The organism is Paraburkholderia strydomiana (assembly GCF_031456815.1).
In the GTDB taxonomy this organism is placed as follows: domain Bacteria; phylum Pseudomonadota; class Gammaproteobacteria; order Burkholderiales; family Burkholderiaceae; genus Paraburkholderia; species Paraburkholderia caledonica.
This window is the reverse complement of sequence record NZ_JAVDVL010000005.1, coordinates 54,319-72,893: the sequence shown is the minus strand read 5'-3', so window position 1 is coordinate 72,893 and position 18,575 is coordinate 54,319. Positions and strand designations below refer to the sequence as shown.

Annotated in this window: 15 protein-coding genes; 4 read left to right on the top strand and 11 right to left on the bottom strand. The window is 60.1% G+C overall.

Annotated elements, in window-relative coordinates; translation table 11 throughout:
- Window positions 1-29: 29 nt before the first annotated feature.
- Both J2W46_RS15425 and J2W46_RS15420 read right to left on the bottom strand, forming a co-directional pair.
- Entirely contained in the window at window positions 30-1,328 is a 1,299-nt protein-coding gene (locus J2W46_RS15425; RefSeq protein ID WP_310354831.1) for a four-carbon acid sugar kinase family protein, read from the bottom strand.
- Window positions 1,325-2,305, bottom strand: a complete 981-nt coding sequence (locus tag J2W46_RS15420) for a 2-keto-3-deoxygluconate permease (protein WP_020065666.1) — start codon at window positions 2,303-2,305, stop codon at window positions 1,325-1,327. Before J2W46_RS15420 ends, J2W46_RS15425 begins: the two co-directional genes overlap by 4 nt.
- Before the next feature lie 266 nt (window positions 2,306-2,571).
- On the opposite strand from J2W46_RS15420, the gene J2W46_RS15415 reads away from it, so the two are divergent.
- The 3 genes from J2W46_RS15415 to J2W46_RS15405 are packed head-to-tail and all read left to right on the top strand — an operon-like array spanning window position 2,572 to window position 4,096.
- The gene (locus tag J2W46_RS15415) at window positions 2,572-3,429 is read left to right on the top strand and encodes an AraC family transcriptional regulator (protein ID WP_310354829.1); all 858 of its coding nucleotides are present in this window, start codon (window positions 2,572-2,574) and stop codon (window positions 3,427-3,429) included.
- A gap of 44 nt (window positions 3,430-3,473) precedes the next feature.
- Window positions 3,474-3,881, top strand: coding sequence for a DUF2000 domain-containing protein (locus J2W46_RS15410; protein ID WP_310354826.1), 408 nt, complete (start codon window positions 3,474-3,476; stop codon window positions 3,879-3,881).
- The gene (locus J2W46_RS15405) at window positions 3,878-4,096 is read left to right on the top strand and encodes a hypothetical protein (RefSeq protein WP_310354824.1); all 219 of its coding nucleotides are present in this window, start codon (window positions 3,878-3,880) and stop codon (window positions 4,094-4,096) included. The genes J2W46_RS15410 and J2W46_RS15405 overlap by 4 nt, the downstream gene beginning before the upstream one ends.
- A 66-nt stretch (window positions 4,097-4,162) precedes the next feature.
- Here J2W46_RS15405 and J2W46_RS15400 read toward each other — a convergent pair whose 3' ends face one another.
- The 4 genes from J2W46_RS15400 to J2W46_RS15385 all read right to left on the bottom strand — a co-directional run bounded on the left by J2W46_RS15400 (window position 4,163) and on the right by J2W46_RS15385 (window position 8,201).
- Window positions 4,163-4,954 (bottom strand): SDR family oxidoreductase, encoded by a 792-nt coding sequence (locus tag J2W46_RS15400; RefSeq protein WP_310354823.1) that lies wholly within the window; start codon window positions 4,952-4,954, stop codon window positions 4,163-4,165.
- A gap of 79 nt (window positions 4,955-5,033) precedes the next feature.
- Window positions 5,034-5,774, bottom strand: coding sequence for a 3-oxoacyl-ACP reductase FabG (gene fabG / locus J2W46_RS15395; protein ID WP_310354820.1), 741 nt, complete (start codon window positions 5,772-5,774; stop codon window positions 5,034-5,036).
- A gap of 43 nt (window positions 5,775-5,817) precedes the next feature.
- Window positions 5,818-7,164 carry an MFS transporter gene (locus J2W46_RS15390; protein WP_310354818.1) on the bottom strand — a complete coding sequence of 449 codons (1,347 nt, stop codon included), beginning with the start codon at window positions 7,162-7,164 and terminating at the stop codon, window positions 5,818-5,820.
- 98 nt (window positions 7,165-7,262) lie between these two features.
- Window positions 7,263-8,201 (bottom strand): BKACE family enzyme, encoded by a 939-nt coding sequence (locus tag J2W46_RS15385; protein WP_020065659.1) that lies wholly within the window; start codon window positions 8,199-8,201, stop codon window positions 7,263-7,265.
- Window positions 8,202-8,408: 207 nt separating this feature from the next.
- On the opposite strand from J2W46_RS15385, the gene J2W46_RS15380 reads away from it, so the two are divergent.
- The gene (locus J2W46_RS15380; protein ID WP_027804256.1) at window positions 8,409-9,434 is read left to right on the top strand and encodes an AraC family transcriptional regulator; all 1,026 of its coding nucleotides are present in this window, start codon (window positions 8,409-8,411) and stop codon (window positions 9,432-9,434) included.
- A gap of 122 nt (window positions 9,435-9,556) precedes the next feature.
- On the opposite strand, the gene J2W46_RS15375 is transcribed toward J2W46_RS15380, so the two are convergent.
- From J2W46_RS15375 to J2W46_RS15355, 5 genes are all read right to left on the bottom strand, one after another.
- Complete coding sequence (locus J2W46_RS15375; protein ID WP_310354815.1) at window positions 9,557-11,425, bottom strand: serine hydrolase domain-containing protein; 1,869 nt, start codon at window positions 11,423-11,425, stop codon at window positions 9,557-9,559.
- 281 nt (window positions 11,426-11,706) lie between these two features.
- On the bottom strand, window positions 11,707-12,477 hold the full coding sequence (locus J2W46_RS15370) for a DUF72 domain-containing protein (protein ID WP_310354814.1): 771 nt from the start codon (window positions 12,475-12,477) through the stop codon (window positions 11,707-11,709).
- An 850-nt stretch (window positions 12,478-13,327) separates the two neighbouring features.
- Window positions 13,328-13,774: a hypothetical protein gene (locus J2W46_RS15365; RefSeq protein ID WP_310354813.1), complete on the bottom strand. Its 447-nt coding sequence runs from the start codon at window positions 13,772-13,774 to the stop codon at window positions 13,328-13,330.
- Window positions 13,775-14,313: 539 nt separating this feature from the next.
- The gene (locus J2W46_RS15360) at window positions 14,314-16,128 is read right to left on the bottom strand and encodes an ATP-dependent helicase (protein ID WP_310354810.1); all 1,815 of its coding nucleotides are present in this window, start codon (window positions 16,126-16,128) and stop codon (window positions 14,314-14,316) included.
- A complete protein-coding gene (locus J2W46_RS15355) occupies window positions 16,074-17,915 on the bottom strand; it encodes an ATP-dependent nuclease (RefSeq protein WP_310354808.1) in 1,842 nt (613 codons plus the stop codon). Before J2W46_RS15355 ends, J2W46_RS15360 begins: the two co-directional genes overlap by 55 nt.
- Window positions 17,916-18,575: the final 660 nt, after the last annotated feature.

Here is an 18,575-nt window from a genome sequence, read left to right as displayed (position 1 = left end):
CTGCCCGCCTGATTGCGCCGATGCGGCGCTCAGGCTGGAGCGTGTGAGCCGGTTCCCGCGACCGCCGACGTTGCCGGCGCTTCGTGCAGATAGCGCCACGCGGCGAACAGCGCGTGATCCGTGCCGAAGGCGCCCGCCTTCGTGACGATACGCAAATGCGGTTGCGAAGCGCGGGCTTCGACGGGCTTGCCTATGGCCACGCCCGGTTCGATCTCCGCGATCAGTTCCACACCGCTGACGCCGACGGCACTCAACATCGCGCGCGCGGTCTCGCCGCCCGTTGCGATCAGTCCGCCGAGCGCATCGAAGTGCGGCTCGACGAGCGCCGCAAGTGCCGTGGACAGCAGCGCGCCTTCGGCGGGATCGAACGCGTCGTCGCGGCCGATGCGCAGCAACAGATCCGCACGCGTCCCGATCACCTCGCCGATCCGTGCCCGCCATGCGGGCCAGTCGGGATGACGCTCTCCGTCGCGCAGCATCGCGGGCGGTACGGTCAGTTCCGCCATGCCCGCACGTTCGCGCAGCATCGCACACTGCCGCTCCGACACCGCCGAAAGACTGCCCACGAGAATCAGCACCGGCGCGTTTTCATCGCGCGATTGCGGTGGGCATTGAGTCTGTGCCGCGGGTCGGGCGTCGAACAGACCGGCGAGGCCCGCGATCTCGCGCGCGAGGCCGCCTGAGCCGACCCAGAACAGCGCCTCGCTCATCTGCGTCGTGACCTGAGCGAGCGTCGCTAAATCCTGCCTTGTCTCGGCGTCCACCACCAGTGCCTGCGCGCCGCTCGCTGCCACGGCCGCGATCTGCGCGGCGAGCGTGTCAGCACCTTCGCGCAACGCGTCGACTTCGAGTTGCGTGGTCGACAAGCCGGCTTCCGCCAGCATCGCGTGCAGGTCGGCGGCGCGACCGGGATTGTCGAACTGCCAGGTGTCCGTCGATTCGAGCGGTTCGCCGTGCACGAACACGCGGCCGCCGCGCAACGTGCGACCCGTCGCCGGGAACGCAGGCGCGACGATCGCGAGGCCGGCTAGCGGCTGCAACGCGGCGACCTCGGCCGCCCAGTTGCCGCGTAGCGTCGAGTCGATTTTCTTGTACAGACGCCGGCCCGGACCGCGCAATGTCTGCCACGCCGCCGCGCTGCGTTGCGCGGCCTGGGCTGGCGTGAGACGGCGGGTGTCGGTGTCCGCGGCGATCACGTCGGCCGCCTGTGCGTCGAGCCCATGCGCCGGCACGTCGAGCGTCACGATGGTGCGGTGGCCGGCGCTTGCAAAGCCGATCGCGCAATCTGCGGCGCCGGACAGATCGTCGGCGATGATCAGTATGCTCATCGCGCCAGCTCTCCTGCTTCGCGGCGAAGCTGCACGCGTTTCGCGACGGCGGCAGTGAGGATCGGAGAAAGGATCGCGGTCACCACGACACACGCGGCCACGAGCAGTGTCGCGCTTTTAGCAGCCTCTGAGTAGACCGGGTTCGCCGCGGCGATCAGCGCCGGCACAGCGGCCGCATTACCTGCGGTATTCGCTGCCGCGACGCCCGCCACACCGGTGCCGCCCGTCAGACGATCGGCCAGATAAAGCGGAATGCCTGTGACGATCACAACCGCAATGCCGAGCCCGATGCCGAGGATGCCGGCCTGCCACACCTTGTGCAGATCGAGGCTCGCGCCGAGCGCCAGAGCGAAGAATGGAATCATGACTGGTACGGCTTTGCCGAGGAACGCGCGCATTTCGCGGTCCAGGTTACCCAGCAGCATGCCGAAAACCAGCGGCAGGATGCTGCCGACGAGCGTAGGCCACGGGAACGCCGACAGACCGGCGACGCCGAGCGTGACCATGGTCAGGAAGGGGCCGGATTCGAGCGACATGATGGTGTAGGCGCCCACGTCTTCCGAGCGGCCGTATTGGCCCATCAACGCCATGTAGAGCCCGCCGTTGGTGTCGTTCATCGCCGCGACGACGGCAAGCGTCGACAGACCGGCGAAAAGTCCCGACGAAATGGGCTGTTCGCCGAGGAAATGCCCCATCACGACGCCGATTACGATCGCGGCGCCAACCTTGGTGACGAACAGCGCGCCGCCTTTTTTCAGCAGATAAGGCGTGGCTTTGACGTCGATGCTCGCGCCCATGCAGACGTAAAACACCGCGAGAATCGGCAGCGCGCCGGTGAACAACGCGTTTGTGAACGAGCCGAAGAATTTCGGCATGCCCGGCAGGAAGGTCGCGACGAGCGCGCCTAGCAGCAACGGGACGATCATCATGCCGCCGGGTACGCGTTCAATGCCGCGCTTTATGTGTATTTGGGCCATACGAGTCTCCAGTCTGATCCGACCTGATTGATTTGGTCACTGATTTGATTGAAACAATCAGATCGCAGTGTACTTCTTCCACGAAACTTGCGCAAATCAATCATTTGTGTGATCGATGTGAGCAGACGGCGACCCGGCGCGCGTGCCCAACGCGCTGCTGCGCATCTCGCTAACCGGCTGGAACTGCCCGCGCCGACGGCGCGAAACCTATGCTGACCACGTACACTGCGGTCAGCAACGGGCAATCAAAAGGAGCGAGGTAAGCAATGACGAGCGCGGCGTTCTCCCCTGCAGGTTCTGACAACTGGCTAGAGGCGCGGCGCGATCCGGAGACGGGAATCGAAAGCCTGCGCGCGCATTTCAGCGGCCACGCCTACGATCCACACGACCACGACGACATGCTGGTCGGCTACACGGAACAAGGTGTACAGCGCTTCCGGTGCCGCCGCTCGCTGCATACGAGCGTCCCGGGCCGCGCGATCCTGATCGAGCCAGGCGCGTTGCACGACGGCCATGCGCCGGAAGCAGGCGGGTTCACCTACGCGATGTTGTATCTGCCGCAGACCTGGGTCGAACGCGCGACGCGCCGCCTGAACGTTCCCGGTCTTCAGCGGGTCGACGCGGCTTTCGCGCATACGCTGGTCGACGACAGCGGCCTTGTCGACGCAATCCGGCAAGCGTTCCTCGCGATCTACGGCAACGAAGGTCGACTGGCGCGCGACCAGACGTTGGATCGCCTCGTCAGGCGGCTCGCCGGTCACCTGGGCGATATGCCGATGACGGATAGCATGGCTATGTCAACCACAATCGCCCGAGTCCGCGACTTCTTGCACGACCACATGGACGGCAACGTTGGACTCGATGAACTGGCCAATATTGCGGGGATTGACCGGTTCCGGCTGACGCGTCTGTTTCAGCAGGCGTTCGGCACGTCGCCGCACGCGTATCTGGTCCGCCTGCGCCTGCGCGCGGCGCGCAGACTGCTCGCAATCGGCCGCACACCCGCGGAGGTTGCCGCGGAAGTCGGATTCGCGGATCAAAGCCATCTTGGCCGCTGGTTTCGCCGTGCGTACCGGATGACCCCAGCCGCCTACCGGCGCATGTGCACGAACGTTCCAGACTGATTGCGCAGGCTCGTCGATCATGAGCGCCTCACCGAGGAGCAAACATGTTCGATACGAAAGTAGCGCTGATCGTGCGCGACGATCTCGCAGTCTGGCAAAAACTCAATGTAGCCGCGTTTCTCGCGACGGGTGTCGCCGCCGCGATACCGGACGCGCTGGGCGAGCCTTACGAGGATGCCGCCGGGCGCCGATATGGCCGCATGCTAGGTCAACCGATGCTGGTATTCGCCACCGATCTTCCCGGGCTGCAAGCTGCGCATCGGCAAGCCGTCACGCGCGAACTCACGATCGTGCCCTACGTGCACGCGATGTTTTCAACCGGCCACGACGCGGCAAATCGCGAGGCATTTCGTGCGCAGGATGTGGCGAACCTGGACCTCGTGGGTCTCGCGCTGCATGGGTCCAAAAAGTCCATCGACAAAGCGGTGAAAGGGCTGAAATTGCACACGTGAGTCGGCGGGAGCGCCGGGCGCCGGGCGCCGGGAGGGACCACGCGCGCCGTCACTACGAGGTGCGCATCGACGTGATCCGGCCGGAAGTCGAATTTTCGTTCTATCGAATCACGCGCAGCGGCCGCGATACGCTGCCCGCGTTGGATCAGTTCACGCAGATGTTCGCGGCGGCGGCGCAGCTGAGTCCATCCAACGCGGCGTCGAGAGCAAGGTAATCGCGTCGGCGTGTCCGACACCGCTCGGCCGCCTCGCCGTCCCGCACGTAGCCAACCGGCATCGCCTCACAAGTACTCGACGTTGCCATCCACACTGATTGCCTGCCCCGTCACATTGCTGCCCGCCGGCGACGCGAGGAACAGTGCCATTGCCGCGATGTCGTCGACAGTCACCATGCGGCGCAGCGAGATCTTCTTCAGATACTCTTCGCGCATCGCGTTAAACGGGATTCCGAGGGCGTCGGCACGAGCGGAGATCACGCGGTCCATCCGTTCGCCTTCCACCACGCCGGGCAGGATCGCGTTGACGCGGACATTGCTCGGTCCGAGCTCCGCAGCGAGCGATTTGACGAGCCCCACGATCGCCCATTTCGTCGACGCGTATGGCGTTCGGAACGGATACCCAAGGCGTCCCGCAACAGAAGACATTGCGATGATGCTCGCGCAGTCCGATGTCTCCTTGAGTACCGGCACCGCCTTGCGCAAGAAGTAGAACTGACTGTTCAGATTGGTGGAGACAGTACTTTCCCATTGCGCGGGATCGAGTTCCTCCACGGCACCCGTAGGTCCCGCTATGCCGGCGTTATTGACGAGAACATCGAGTCCGCCGAGCTTGCGCTGCGCATCGTCGATGATCTGATCGACCTGTGCCTGCTTCGACACGTCGGCGATGCCCGCGTGCAGTTTGGGGAACCGCGACGTGGCCTCATCGATGGCGGCCTGGTTCACATCGCAGATATAAACCTCTGCCTGCGCCTCGATGAACGCTTCGGCAATCGCCAGGCCGATTCCCGCAGCACCCGCTGATACGAATACCCGCAGCCCGGGCCTCGGCTTCAAAAGATCAATGATGCTCATGCTCGTGTCTCTCCGATGTTCTTGATATGGCTCGTTATGCGGCTCGCAGCGTGGCTTGTAGAGTGATTAATAGAGCCGCTCACAGCGTGAGTCCTCCGGTGGCCTCGATAACCGCGCCGTTGACATAGCTTGCCTCGTCGCTCGCAAGGAACGCGTAGATGCTGGCGATTTCCTCGGGCTTGCCGAGACGCCGCAGCGGCACCTGGTCGCGCATCTTCGTCAATACATCTTCAGGGATCGTCTTGAGAATAGGCGTGTCGATGAAACCCGGCGCAACCGCATTGACACGAATGCCTTTCGGACCCAGCTCGCGACTCCATGTCTTCGTGAAGCCGATCACGCCGAACTTGGCTGCGGCATAGTTCGTCTGTCCGTAGTTACCGTAGACGCCCACCACGGAACTCGCGTTCAGGATGACACCGGAACCCTGTTCGATCATGGTATCGACAACGGCCTGTGCGGTATGGAAAACGCCGCGAAGGTTCACGTCGATGACGTCGTCGAATTGCTGCAGCGTCATTTTTTGCAAACGGGCGTCGCGCGTGATGCCCGCGTTGTTCACCACCACATCGATGCGCCCATATGTGCCGCGCACTTTGGCGACCATTTCATCGACTTGCGTGCGATTGGTGACATCGACGGCAAATGCGTCCGCCTTCCCGCCCGCTTCGCGACACAGGTGCGCGACCGTCGCCACCGCATCGAGATTCATGTCGCACGCGATCACGACCGCCCCTTCGCGTGCGAACTTCAATGCCGTTGCCGCGCCGATCCCCTGCCCCGCGCCGGTGATAATCGCGACTTTTTCGTTCAGCTTCATCGTTGAATATCCTTACTGTAAAAGCCAGGCACTAACATGCCCGCTATGGTTTCATCTGTGCAGCCGGCCCCGACGACGCAAGCACACCGGCCTCGCTGCGCATTGCTCGCGCCAGCACAGGAACCAGTGCGAGACCGAGCACCCCGGCAATCAGTATCACCGTGAAACCCGCATCGCTTCGACCGGAGGATGTTTCTGCAATACCGAACAGATACGGTCCCACAAAGCCGCCAATCAAACCGATCGTGTTGACGAACGCAAGGCCGGCGGCTGCCTGAATGCCTTGCAGACGCTTCATCGCGATCGCCCAGTAAGAAGGCAGCACACCGCCCGCGAAGAACGCGGTCACCGTGAGCAGCGCAATGCGCGCGGCGGGATTCGTCACTGCAAGGTACGCACAAGCACCGAGGATAAGCCCTGCGGTCAGGATACCGAGAAACACACAGTCGCGATCCGTGCGGCGGTGAATACGCGGAAGAACCAGCACGCCAAGCAGAAAGCCGAGACCGACGCTCGCCGAGAGAAAACCTACCACGAGCGACGAATCGACATGCATCTGGTGAACGATGGCGGGCGTAAAGAAATACAGTCCGACGAACGCGACCTGATTCAGAAAGTAGATGAGGCCGATCAGCACCGTCGTCGGCCGTTTCAGAGCGGCGATCCAGTTCGCAGACGAATAGTCGGCGCGGCCGTGCCCGTCGATCACCGCATGCGTCTCAAGCACATCGCGCTCGGCCGCCGAGAGCCATCGTGCGTCGCGCGGCCGTTCGGGCATCTTGAAGAACAATACGATGCCGACGATCACGCTCGGAATGCCTTCGAGCATGAACATCCATTGCCAGCCGTGCAGGCCGCCGAAGCCGTCGAGTTGCATCAGCGCGCCGCCCAGCGGATTGCCGAGCATGAGCGCGAGCGCCGGCGCAATGTAGATCCAGCCGACCACGACAGGCCTGTCGTGAGGTGCGAACCAGAGCGTCACCATATACATCAGCGCGGGGAAAAGGCCCGCTTCCGCAATGCCCAGCAGAACACGCAACACGTAGAACGAGGATGTTCCCTGCACGAACATCATGGCCGTCGACAGAATGCCCCACGTCACCGCGATGCGTGCGATCCAGCGGCGCGGCCCGACCTTGTGGGCTGCGAGGTTGCTCGGAACTTCGAGCAATGCATAGCCGAGAAAGAAAATGCCCGAGCCGAAACCATATGCGGCGGCGCTGATGCCCACATCCGCCGCAAGCTGAAGCTTTGCGAGCGCCACGTTGGTGCGATCGAGGAAGGACATGAAGTAGACGGCGCACAACAACGGGATGAGTCTGGCCATTGCTTTGCGCGTGGCGATGCGATGCAACTGTCCGACCCGCTGATCGGCGGAAGCGGTATCCATAACGTTGTCTCCAATATATGAAACAGCTCTATTTTTTTGTTGTTGCGAGGCAAACCAGGACTCATCGGGTGATGAGTCCCGTAGCAGGTACAGAGCGGCTACAGATTGACCTGATCGGCGCCCTTGAGGCCCAGCATTTTTCGCGCGTCGGCGGGCGTGGCGATTTCCAGAGACAGCTCTTCCAGAATGCGCCGGATTTTGCGGACCTGTTGCGCGTTGGTCTCCGCCTTCACGCCCTTCGCGAGATACACACTGTCTTCCAGACCCACGCGCACATTGCCGCCCATGATCGCGCTCATGGTCACGAGCGGCATTTGATGCCGACCTGCGCCGAGCACCGAGAAGTGATAATTCTCCCGGCCGAACAGCCGGTCTGCCGTCGAACGCATCAGCAGCATGTTTTCAGGGTCGGCGCCCAGACCGCCCAAAATCCCGAACACCGATTGAATGAAAAACGGCGGTTTAACGAGGCCCTGATCGACGAAATGCGCGAGGTTATAGAGGTGGCCCACGTCGTAGCATTCGAATTCGAAACGCGTGCCGCTTTCGCCCAGTTCCAGAAGAATGTTTCGGATGTCCCTGAAGGTGTTGCGGAAGATCATGTCTTCCATTCCTTCGATGTAGTCCTTCTCCCAGCCGTAGCGCCACGATGAGATTTTTGCGGCGACCGGATGGATCGAAAAGTTCATCGAGCCCATATTGAGCGAACACATCTCAGGTCTCGCCAGTCGAGGATACGCAAGACGTTCTTCGAGCGTCATACGCGTGCTGCCGCCTGTCGTGATGTTGATGACGGCGTCGGTCGCTTCGGCGATCGCGGGGACGAAGGCCTTGAAGATTTCCGGACTCGGTGTCGGGCGGCCGTCAACCGGATCGCGAGCATGCAAGTGGATGATCGCGGCGCCCGCCTGAGCCGCTTCGATCGCCTGATCCCTGATTTGCTCTGGCGTGATCGGCAAGAATTCGGACATCGACGGGACATGCGTTGCCCCCGTGATGGCGCATGAAATGATGACCTTTCGGCTGGTGTCGCTCATTGAAATATCCTCGATTGCGGAGATGATCCGGCGCACTGTCGTACCCGACCGGATCACGCGTCCACGTTGTCCCCATTGTCTGCAGATGCCGCGACCGCTGTGCGGGCGCATCGTCTTGTGTAGTCAATCTTATTTCGATACGATCGCAGTGGTAAGGTCATTTCCGGACATGGAGATGTCCCCCGAGGACAATTTGCGGAGCTTTCTTTGGCATCGACCCGCCCATTGCTTAACGAGCGTATCTACGCGCCGTACAAAATCGCCGCGCTGGTCGAAGTCCTCGCGGAGCAAGGCATTGCGGCCGAAACCAGTCTGAAGGGAAGCGGCCTGACAGTGGATCAACTCAACGACGCGTCCGTGATGACCTCGGTGCGTCAATATGCAGTGGTGGCCCGCAACGCGGTGCTGCTCTCGCGCGACCCGGCGACGCCGTTCAAGGTCGGCTCGCGTCTGCACCTGTCGGCGTACGGCATGTACGGCTATGCGTTGATGTCGTGCCTGTCGTTGCGCGATTACTTCCGTCTCGGCGTGAAGTACCATCGCCTCGCAACACCCACGGTGACGATCGACTGGACGGAGTATCCGGACAAGGCTGTCTGGTCGTTTCCGGACGCGTTCGTTTCGAGCCCGTCGCGCGAACTGCGCGAGTTCATCATCGAGCAGCAGTTCACGCAGCATGTCACCCATCTGCAGGACGTGGCCGGCCATAGCTGCCCGCCGCTCAAGGCCTGTTTCTCATACCCTGCTCCGCCGCATGCCGGTATCTATTCGCAGTACCTCGGCTGTCCGTGCTTTTTCGACGCGCCGCAGTGCGAGCTCATCTACGACAGCGCGATTCTGAACCAGAAGCCGCAACTCGCGCACAAGCTCACGGCAACACTGCTGCAGGAAACGTGCGATCGCCTGATCGGGCAGGCGAAGACCTCGGTGGGCACATCCGGCGAGGTGTACCAGATTCTGATGAGCACGCCCGGTGTTTTTCCAGGCATGGAGGAAGTGGCGACAAGGCTGAATCTTACGAGCCGGACCTTGCGGCGCCACCTTGAAACAGAGGGAACCTCGTTCGTGGCAATCGTCGACGATGTGCGCTGCTCGCTCGCTATCGAATACCTGCAGTCGACAAGAATGAGCACCGAAGATGTCGCGATGCTTCTAGGCTTCAGCGACGCCGCAAACTTTCGCCGCGCCTTGAAGCGGTGGACAGGAAAAGGGCCTGGCGAATTGCGACGGTGAGCGCGTTTCCAAAGCCCGTTGCCTCGAATTGAATGGCAGTACTGCGAACGTTAATGTGCTCTTCGAACGCAGGTACCGTTAGCGGAAACTCGCGCGACACGGCGGCATGAAAGGCTTTACCTTCAGATCCGCGCGTAAATCGAACTGCCGATTGTCAGCGTCGTCGCACTGGTCGACGCGAAACGGATCTCGTAGAGGTCGCGCCCGAAATTGCCCGGCACCTTGACCGACATGCCACCGAGCGTGTCGCTCAACGGCACGAATAGCTGGTAGCGAAGGTCTTCGTTGCCGTATAGCACGTAGCCCGGAAGTTCGTTCAGTGTCGCGAAAAATCCCGGCGGATTGCCAAGAACGACGATCGGCACAGCGCTCGGCGAATCGTTGGTCAACGTCCATTGCGTACCCACGCGTTGCTGCCACGCGCTGTCGAGCGCCGCCAGCGGTGTCATTTGCTGACCGACCGGCAACGTCAGATAGGCATAGCCCGCGCCCGGCACGACGCGCTTCATCAGATAGCGATAGTTGAACGCATTTCCCCCGCTGTCGCTGCCCGACACGACTGCGAAGCGATATGACGCCGTGTCGGTATCGCTTGCCCACCAACCGTCGCTGCGATACCGGTATGCGCCAATCTGCGCCCAGCCTCGCGTGTGGGCGTCCCACTGGTTGATCTGCAGACTACCGTCCGCGTTGGCAAGCACCTGATACGGCGAATCCGAATTGCCGTAGATGCCCGCGCCGCTCGCAATGCCCGGCCCCGATGCAACCGGCGGGGGCGTTGTACTGATCCTCGCCGGCAGCGACGAAATCGTGCCGTCTTCTTTCAACGCCGACAGCACCAGCGTTTCAGCAATCCCGCGAGCGTCGTATCCCGCATTGCCGGTCACGAGCAGCGCGAAATGCGAGTTGGGCACGACGAAAAATTCGGTCGAATAGAACGCAGTGCCGCCGTCTTTTTCCCACCCGAGCACGCCTGCAGCGTTAAGCGCCGGCTGCACCACGGTGTCCCAGCCTAGACCCCAGCGCCATTCGGGCGATGGGTTTATCGTCAGGCTTTTCGTCTGGTCCGCGCCCATCTCCGCGATACCCGCCGCGGAGACGATGCGCCGCCCTTCGAACATGCCGCCGCCGTAGATCATCTGCGCGAGGTTCATCATGTCGACGGGCGTGGAGCTTAGTCCTCCGGTCGCGTACGCATTGACGAATTCCTGGCGCTGCGTGCCGTTCACGTCGGGCAGCGAGAACGATCCGCTGGAAGGCACGCTCGTCAGATAGCTGGAGTTCGCCATCTTGAGCGGCGCGAGAATCTCCGACTGGACGAAGTTCACGAAGCTCTGCCCCGTCACGGCGAGCACGACCTGCTCGACCATCGTGAAGCCGTCGTTGCAATACACGGCCAGTTCACCGGGCAAATGCTTCAGGTGCGAGTTGGCGAGTTCGGCTTGCGTGTCGGCGGCGTAGCCGGCAACCGGCTCGAACGTGAAGAGATTGCGCCCATTCGTGCCGGGCAGACCGGATGCATGCGACAGCAGATGACGCATGGTGATCTGCGCGTATTGCGGCGACAGCATCGTGAAGGCCGGCAGATATTTGACGATTGGCGTGTCGAGCGTGATTAGCCCACGATCGACGAGGATCGTCGCCGCCAGCGCCGGGAACAACTTACTGACCGAGCCGATGTTGAAGCGCGTCTGCGGCGTCGCCTTGATCTGCCCCGGCACCGATGCCAACCCAAAGGCCTGCTGCCAGATCACCGCGTTGCCTTTGACCATCGCGACTGAAATCGCGGCGACGCCATTCGACGGATCACTGACGGCCTGCTGGATCACCTGTTGACCAAGTGCAATGGTCTGCTGATAAGGCGTCGAATGGAGCTCGTCATTGCCGCAGCCGGGCAGCACGGCCGCGAGCACCCCGGCGCCCGTGTAGCCGAGAAACTGCCGCCGCCCTTCGCTGGAAAGTCCCTCGTTATTGCGGTTGCATCTGGCCACGGCATTCCCCTTTGTTCAAGTTTTTCAGGACCTGCAACAAGCGCTTCTTCAACCGTGGCATCGCCAGCACGGCGAAGCCATTTTCCGCATCTTCGACACAATGCAAGGGCGCTTTTCGCGTGCTGCACCCTGCCCCAATCATAGCGGCGCAATGCGAGCGCGAGTAGCAATGTGTCGAGATGCTGCGAGGCTTTGGCTCAAGAGTGCGCCTGACGAGTTGCAGACATGTGGTCGGGCAGCCGGCTAAGCCTGCGAACGAGATGTACCTTGTGAAGGGCCGCCTAAGCAGCCGCTTCTTGCAGTTTTTCCATCAGCATCAAGGCGTTCGGCACCGCCTCGCCGTGCGCGGTGTTGTCGAAAATACACCAGACGTCGGCTCCGGAATCGCGGGCTTCGACAATGCGCGCCGCGACCGCTTCGATGAACGGCTCGTCGTAGGCCGAATAGTAGATTCGAGGCGAGCCGTGCAAACGGATGTACAAGGTGCGCGGATCGCCCACCGGTTCGGCGCCGGCGACGGGCGGTGGATGCGCGCGCACGCAGGCGACCCTGCCGTCGATTAGAGTCTGCGCGGCTTCGTCGGTGAACCACGATGCATGACGCGGTTCGCAGACAACGCGCACGCTTGTGAGGTCGCGCAGTAGCGCAAAGAAGTCGCTTGCGACGGATTTATCGAATGCGAGGCTCGGAGGCAACTGCAGCAACAGGCAGGCCATTTTCTCGCCTAGGGGCGCGACTTCCGCAAGAAATGCGCTCATGGCGGCATCGGCGTCGCGCAACCTGAGTTCGTGCGAGACCGCCTTCGGAATCTTCACGGAAAACCGGAACGCTTCGGGTACGGTTTCCGCCCAGCGGGCGTAGGTTTTCGGCTGATGCGGGCGATAGAAAGACGAGTTGATTTCCACAGCCGGGAACACCCGCGCATACCGCTCGAGATGGCTGCCCTGCGTGGGAAATTGCGCCGCGACATTGGATGACAGCGCCCAGCCTGCACAGCCGATCAGTATCGGCGATGCGGTGGGACGAGTCTCGCGATGCGTCGAATGGGTCATGTGTGTAGGCGCAGCAAAGTCTGGGCCTATGCGGCGTGGTGAGGCCGCTGGGTTTAGCAGCTAGATGTGGCACCTATAAGAAAAAGGCCCGCGGGGAAGCGGGCCTTGCGAGATGCTGACGGCGGGAAGACTGCGGAAGCAGCGTTCCTTTGCGAGACCTTTTACGTCGACGATGGCTTTGGTCGCGCTTGGTCGGGCTTGGTCGCGTCTAGTCAGCTTCGGTCTTTTGCGTCGGTTAATGGACCGGACGTGCTCGATCTGCACGCCGGTTGTTACCGCTTATTCCCACTCGATTGTCAACCCGATGGCTGCAACCTTATCTGGACAGGGAAGCAGCTAGTTCAAATATCGACGATACCGCCAAGGATACCGAAAAATACCTCCGGTACTTGCCGCGGCTCCGCGGACCCCATCGGATATCCACTAACAACCCTGTTAAAGCAGTCCCAAAGATGAAGTACCTCGAGACCATTGTTGTTGGCAATACCGTCATCGATACCGCAAAGCATTTTCCAATGCGGTCCGATTAAAGCCTGCGGGCGCCGACGCCTCAATTCACAGAGCCTCATCCAGGTCGGAATTGCATAGTACCCCTTGGGGCCGCCCCACAGGGAATTACTCAATGAGGGGGTGCCCTCTTACCCCAAACCTTACCCCCACGGGTAGGCGGAATGATATGGAAAAAACGGATACAAACGCGTCACGCTAACGAACCCGTGCGTTCAGTGTCTCGCTACAGGTATCGTGCATTTGCGAATTTACGGCGGTCGACGAGCCATCCCGCAGGGTGTCCGTCGCTCCCCGCCCGTTGTAACACTGCTCGCACTATGCCACACGACAAATCAGCATGTCAGTGTCGCAAGAGGTCTCGCTCGATGCTCCGTCTGAGCACGAGGACGCATTCACTCTCCAAAATGTACGTGACACACGCAAGAAGCTCCAAGAACACTCCGCCGATAGAGTCAGGCTCGTATCTGAAGCCCGTCGGTTCGGTTTTGGCAGTGCGCGGACCTGAGTACAAGAGTAGCGATCCCCCTTCCGCGCGAATGTGAAAGCGGTCCATCAACTCACCGAGGGCACGCATCTTGGCTTCGTCAAGACGCCCCGTCGCAGAGGTGTCGTAGTGAACACCGGCAACCTTGTTTGCTACATAAGCGATAACGTCATGCCGCGTAAGAAACACACCGGTACAGAATGCCACCTGTTGGCCGAGGAATTTCGCCAAATTGAGACGGACAACGTTGTTCGGATCGAACTCCTCGGCAATGGAGTCGTAGCCGCCAGGACCTGGTGACATATACGCCGTAAGATTTCCATACCCAGACATTCCCATCAAGCAAAACTGACCAACATGCCCCTCACGCGCTGACCGAACAAGCGGCTGGGAATCGGGAACCGCAAATTTGAGCGGCAACCCTCGCCGACCGGCAGCAGCTCCTAACTCTCCGTCCAGCAGGAGCCTCCGTATTGTCGCAGCATGGAGTCTGACTTCATCTCTACCCGGATGTTCGACCTTTGCTAGCCTATCCAGATTTCGGAAATCCCCGAGGAGAAAATCGTCTCGCCGAAGGTCAATCTCAGGTCTTGTCATACTTGAAATCTCAGTTTGTCTCTTCGGATACGTCCGGCAATTTTCAACGAAATCCCAGCGAGGTTTGTGGAAGGCTGATTCGGCGCTTCGCTATTAATTGAAGTCGCCGCATCGGCACAGCAAGGTCAGCCATTCTCTGCCGTTGAAGTAGTCCAACACTGCCCCGCCTCTCTTTGATCGCTTGCTGTAGCCACACATGGTCGTGGCTGGGCCGATCACCGGTCGGACTTTGAAAGTCGATTCAACTAAGCCGCCTCCCTCATGGACGTAATCAACGGCGACTCATCTGAATCATAGGTCAGGTGAATCTGTGTCTTGGCGCGCGTCACGCCTACATAGAACAGACGAGCCGCCTCTTCCAGCTGCTCGTCGGTCCTGTCGAAGCCACTGGGGAACACTCCGTTCTCCAGCCCTACCATGATGACAGCTTGGAACTCCAATCCTTTCGAGCTATGCAGCGTCATCAGATTTATCTGGTCGGGGCTCTTACCCTGATTCCCGAAGATCTCCACCGTGAATGCCCGCAGGGGGCCGCCTGCCCCCGCGGCCGCTGTCAGTTCTTCAAGGTTGTCTTTCTCATCGGCAAGTCCAGGCTCTTGTTCAAGTAATTCATCCAGCACGTCGCGACGCAATGCCAAGAGCCATCGGCGTAAAGGGAGCGCACTATCCCGAAGCGAGAACAGTGCCGAAATCAAGCGCTTCCGTGTAGCCAGCAACTCGGACTCGTGCGTGACCGAGCGGTACATCCGTCGCCATGCTTTGAGGAGTTGGGAGAGCGAGATTTCCCCGGTCTGCCATCCCCCGGAACACCATCGTGCCGCATCCGTGAGCCACTCGGTCACGCGTGTGCGCTTGATGGGTGAGCCGTTGTCAAGACGGAAGTATTGCAGACCAAGAGCATCTGCCGCCTCCGCAATCGGCGCGCCCTCATTAAGCGTGCGGTATAACACCGCTATATCTCCCGGCGCCCACGACGGATTCGCCCCGAGCAACGCTGGCACCAGCGTACCGAGCGCATAGTCCGCCTGCTCGCGAATGCTGCACTCCAAACGGTGAATATGGATTTCGCCGGACCGGCCATCATGGGAACGGAACTCCGCTGGCTCGGGCAAGAGCGCCCTGGAGGCAGCGATGATTCTATCGGCGCACCGGTAATTCAACTTGAGCGTAACGGACTCCATCTGCTGGAGACCAGCCAACGCTCTCAACAGGTCTGGCTTTGCACCGGTGAACCCGTAAATGGACTGGTCAGGATCACCCACAGCGATGATCCGAACTCCCGCTTGAAGGAGCGCCAACACGATGCGGTGCAGGGGCACGCCGAGATCCTGATATTCGTCGATCACGACCACGGGATACTTGGCCCGAATAGCATGCCGGACCCATTCGTTCTTCTCAACAAGCTGCAGGCCGGCAAGGACCAATCCGTCGAAGTCGATCAGGCCGTTTTGTAGAAGCAAATTTTCGTAGGCCTCGACTACCATCGTTTCCCGGGCCGACCACGCGCGCCATTCGTCACTTCCTCGGTCCAGAATCGTGCGCCGTAGCCTGTCGCAGGCCATGCGGAACCATGCCGGTGCGTTCCCGCCCAACTGCGCACGATAGGCATCGCCGAAAAGCGCTCTTGCCTGTGCTGGTGAAGCCACAACCAGTGGATCCGGCATTTGGAGCCCCGCCATCTTGGCATAAGGGAACACCAACTCCGTCAGGCAAAAAGAGTGAACAGTGGAAAGCACGAGACGATCGCTGTCGCCCACGCCGAGTCTCGTAAGCCGTGATCGCAGTTCACCGACGCAAGCATTGCTGTAGGTGATGCACGCGATGCGGCGCGGTCTGCGGACGTCTTCAGCAAGAAGTCGGGCGATCTTAATGGTGATCGTCTTCGTCTTACCACTGCCAGGGCCTGCCAAAATGACACAGTTCCCCGTCGCCTGGTAGGCGCACCATTGATCTTCATTCTCGCGCAAATCTTCCGCAGCTTTGAGATAGAGAGGTGTCGAGGTACTCATGCCAGTTTGGCTTTCAAATACTTCAGAGCCTTCTTTATGTACGTTGGGCATACATCGACGCTCTCCTCCACGAGGACCGCTGCAAGGCGCTGTGCCACTCTTCCTTTACCGATGGAATCGATGTCCTTGAGGAACTGCGAGGGATCGAGCGAGTCGGGGTCTGCGGACATGCCCTTAAAGCGCGCATGCATTTTCTTGTTGGTGGTTAGCGAACCGACCGCTGTATGAAAATAATCCTCAGCCCCCGCCTTAAAGAGATCAATCTCGAACGTAAACTCGTTCAGGAAGATGCCATGCTTCGGCGCGAGCTCGAGAACCTCTCCATAGCTGCTTTTGTCCCAGACTTCCTCGTCCAGAAGATGACGCATGATCTGATTAACGACACGATTTTTGCCATAGCTGTTTCCCACACCATTGTCGTCAGGGTCTGCGTCCTCCTGGCTCACCGCTTGATTCTTGGGATCGAAATCCGTCAGCACCACAAACGGAATATCAAGTCCTTTCTGGCCCAACAATTGAACATAGGGCGCCAAGTTGGTTCCAGCAATGGAACAGACGGAGATACCCATAGCATCGAAATCCAAAGCCTTGTCATTTAGCTTGGCCAGCGTGGGCAATAGGAACTTCTCCGCATCGCCCTCAACCAGGATGACACCCTTCGAGAAAAAAAGCTCGCCGCGCGTGACGTCAATGTAGCGCTCCAGATCCTCGCGATCGCTGGTATTGAGCTTGACTCCCTTGAGAGAACGCCCAACGGTATGTCCTGCATCGACAACATGGCGTAGGACAACCACGTTGGCGAGCGGCGCCACACTTGCTACGTTGGGTGAGTGCGTTGTGAGAAGAATGCTGCGTGGCTCTGTATCGGCCTGAACCTCGTCGCGCGTCTGCAGGTAGTTTCGGTAAATGAGCCGTTGGAGGTGCGGATGCAGATGAGCCTCAGGCTCTTCTATGGCTAAGAAGGTGTGTTGACGTTCCCCTTCATCTACCAAGTACTGGTGCTCAAGATGCTTCAGGGCAAGGTAAAGCACATTGGCGGAACCGAGGCTGGCCTCGGCCACGCCGCGCTTTCCGCTATCGATCATCATTTGTAATGCGCGCAGCAAGCGCTCCGGTTCGGTCGGTGCGAACCCCAAGGCTGTTTTAACTGCGTGCTTATCCCCAACCATGACAGTGAGCTGATCGTTGACTTGACTCACCACATCGGACAGCTCAGGGAGCGCCGCAATCTTCGAGGTTGTTGCATGGACCTCGCCAGCGATCGCGCTGAGCGCTTTCGCATCTACCGTCTTTGCTGCACGGTCCAACAGCGGTCGAAGTGGTGATCTCGACCAGCGCGCGAGGTCCGACTCGGCGTCGCGTAAGGCCGGGAACAAATCCATCGGCATCCATCGCCTCAGTTCATAACCGATCGCGTTTTCGATCCGACCTCCACCGAAGAGAATGAACTCATAGTCCGCCTCGCTCCGCGGCGCTCCTTCGAGCCCCTGCACCGGCTGATAGCGATACGTGACGCGCGCCACCATCGGATCTGGCCGCACCAAATGATCCGCCAATACTGCAAGCAGATTCTCGTTGTTTTCGAAGTCCCGAAATTCGACGGACACCTCGATGACGTCCTCCGCCTTCAGCGGGCGCGCCAGTCCATCCCAGAAGTCATCAATACGCAGTCTGCGCGATGAATCGGGAAGTGCGGGATCAAGGATCAGTCGCAGCGCGAACAGGAGATTGGTCTTGCCGACCTTGTTCTCGCCGAGAACAACGGCATGCTCACCCAACCGGACATCGAAGTGCTTGAAGTTTCTGAAGTTCTTGATAACGATCCGACTCAATCGCATGGGCAGCCTGTTTATTCCTTAGATCTTCTTTTCCACATCGGAGATCGGGCGCACGCTGATGAGGCCCTTTGTCTGCGCAGCTTTCATGAAGCTCAGGTTGTCACGAAATCGAAAAGCTCAGTCTGCACTTATCAGCGCTCCGCAGACAACATCAGATGATCAATAAATCCACCTCGGTCTACAGCTGCCGGCAGATGACATTCCTGTCTTACTTCGCTAGACTCTCGCGATGATACAACTGAACGGCACACAAAATGATCCGCGTCACGATTGAACTTCTGCCCGGTGGCGACGTGTCGCGACGTCGCCACCTAGGCACGATCGAAATTGCAAACGACGGAACTGGCGACGAAAAAAAGGGAAACTACTCGATCAGGTTGTCCAAGTTCGGCAACCCGGGGCAAACTTGGATCCACGGGGTCGTGAAGGGCTTCGACCGGATCAGACGGGGCCCTTATGATCTTCTTCTTCAATGCCTCGACGCCACTGTCGGTCGTCGAAGGTAGCGAGAAGCATTCGGTACTACCAAGGCACATTCCAAGTTGAGTTGCTCCGAATGAGCCTTGTGGTTTCCCCAGGTCCAGCGTTCCCACTGACGGTGGGTCTACCACAGGATTCCATAAAGCGAAGATTCGCGGGGCCATCCCCATAATGGCAGCA

Bases quoted from the DNA above. Each gene is read 5' to 3' on its own strand.
- J2W46_RS15385 (WP_020065659.1), bottom strand. From the start codon at position 8,201: ATGAGCGACACCAGCCGAAAGGTCATCATTTCATGCGCCATCACGGGG.
- J2W46_RS15360 (WP_310354810.1), bottom strand. From the start codon at position 16,128: ATGCCCAACGTACATAAAGAAGGCTCTGAAGTATTTGAAAGCCAAACT.
- J2W46_RS15425 (WP_310354831.1), bottom strand. From the start codon at position 1,328: ATGAGCATACTGATCATCGCCGACGATCTGTCCGGCGCCGCAGATTGC.
- J2W46_RS15410 (WP_310354826.1), top strand. From the start codon at position 3,474: ATGTTCGATACGAAAGTAGCGCTGATCGTGCGCGACGATCTCGCAGTC.
- J2W46_RS15400 (WP_310354823.1), bottom strand. From the start codon at position 4,954: ATGAGCATCATTGATCTTTTGAAGCCGAGGCCCGGGCTGCGGGTATTC.
- J2W46_RS15370 (WP_310354814.1), bottom strand. From the start codon at position 12,477: ATGACCCATTCGACGCATCGCGAGACTCGTCCCACCGCATCGCCGATA.
- J2W46_RS15365 (WP_310354813.1), bottom strand. From the start codon at position 13,774: ATGTCACCAGGTCCTGGCGGCTACGACTCCATTGCCGAGGAGTTCGAT.
- J2W46_RS15355 (WP_310354808.1), bottom strand. From the start codon at position 17,915: ATGCGATTGAGTCGGATCGTTATCAAGAACTTCAGAAACTTCAAGCAC.
- J2W46_RS15390 (WP_310354818.1), bottom strand. From the start codon at position 7,164: ATGGATACCGCTTCCGCCGATCAGCGGGTCGGACAGTTGCATCGCATC.
- J2W46_RS15415 (WP_310354829.1), top strand. From the start codon at position 2,572: ATGACGAGCGCGGCGTTCTCCCCTGCAGGTTCTGACAACTGGCTAGAG.
- fabG (WP_310354820.1), bottom strand. From the start codon at position 5,774: ATGAAGCTGAACGAAAAAGTCGCGATTATCACCGGCGCGGGGCAGGGG.
- J2W46_RS15420 (WP_020065666.1), bottom strand. From the start codon at position 2,305: ATGGCCCAAATACACATAAAGCGCGGCATTGAACGCGTACCCGGCGGC.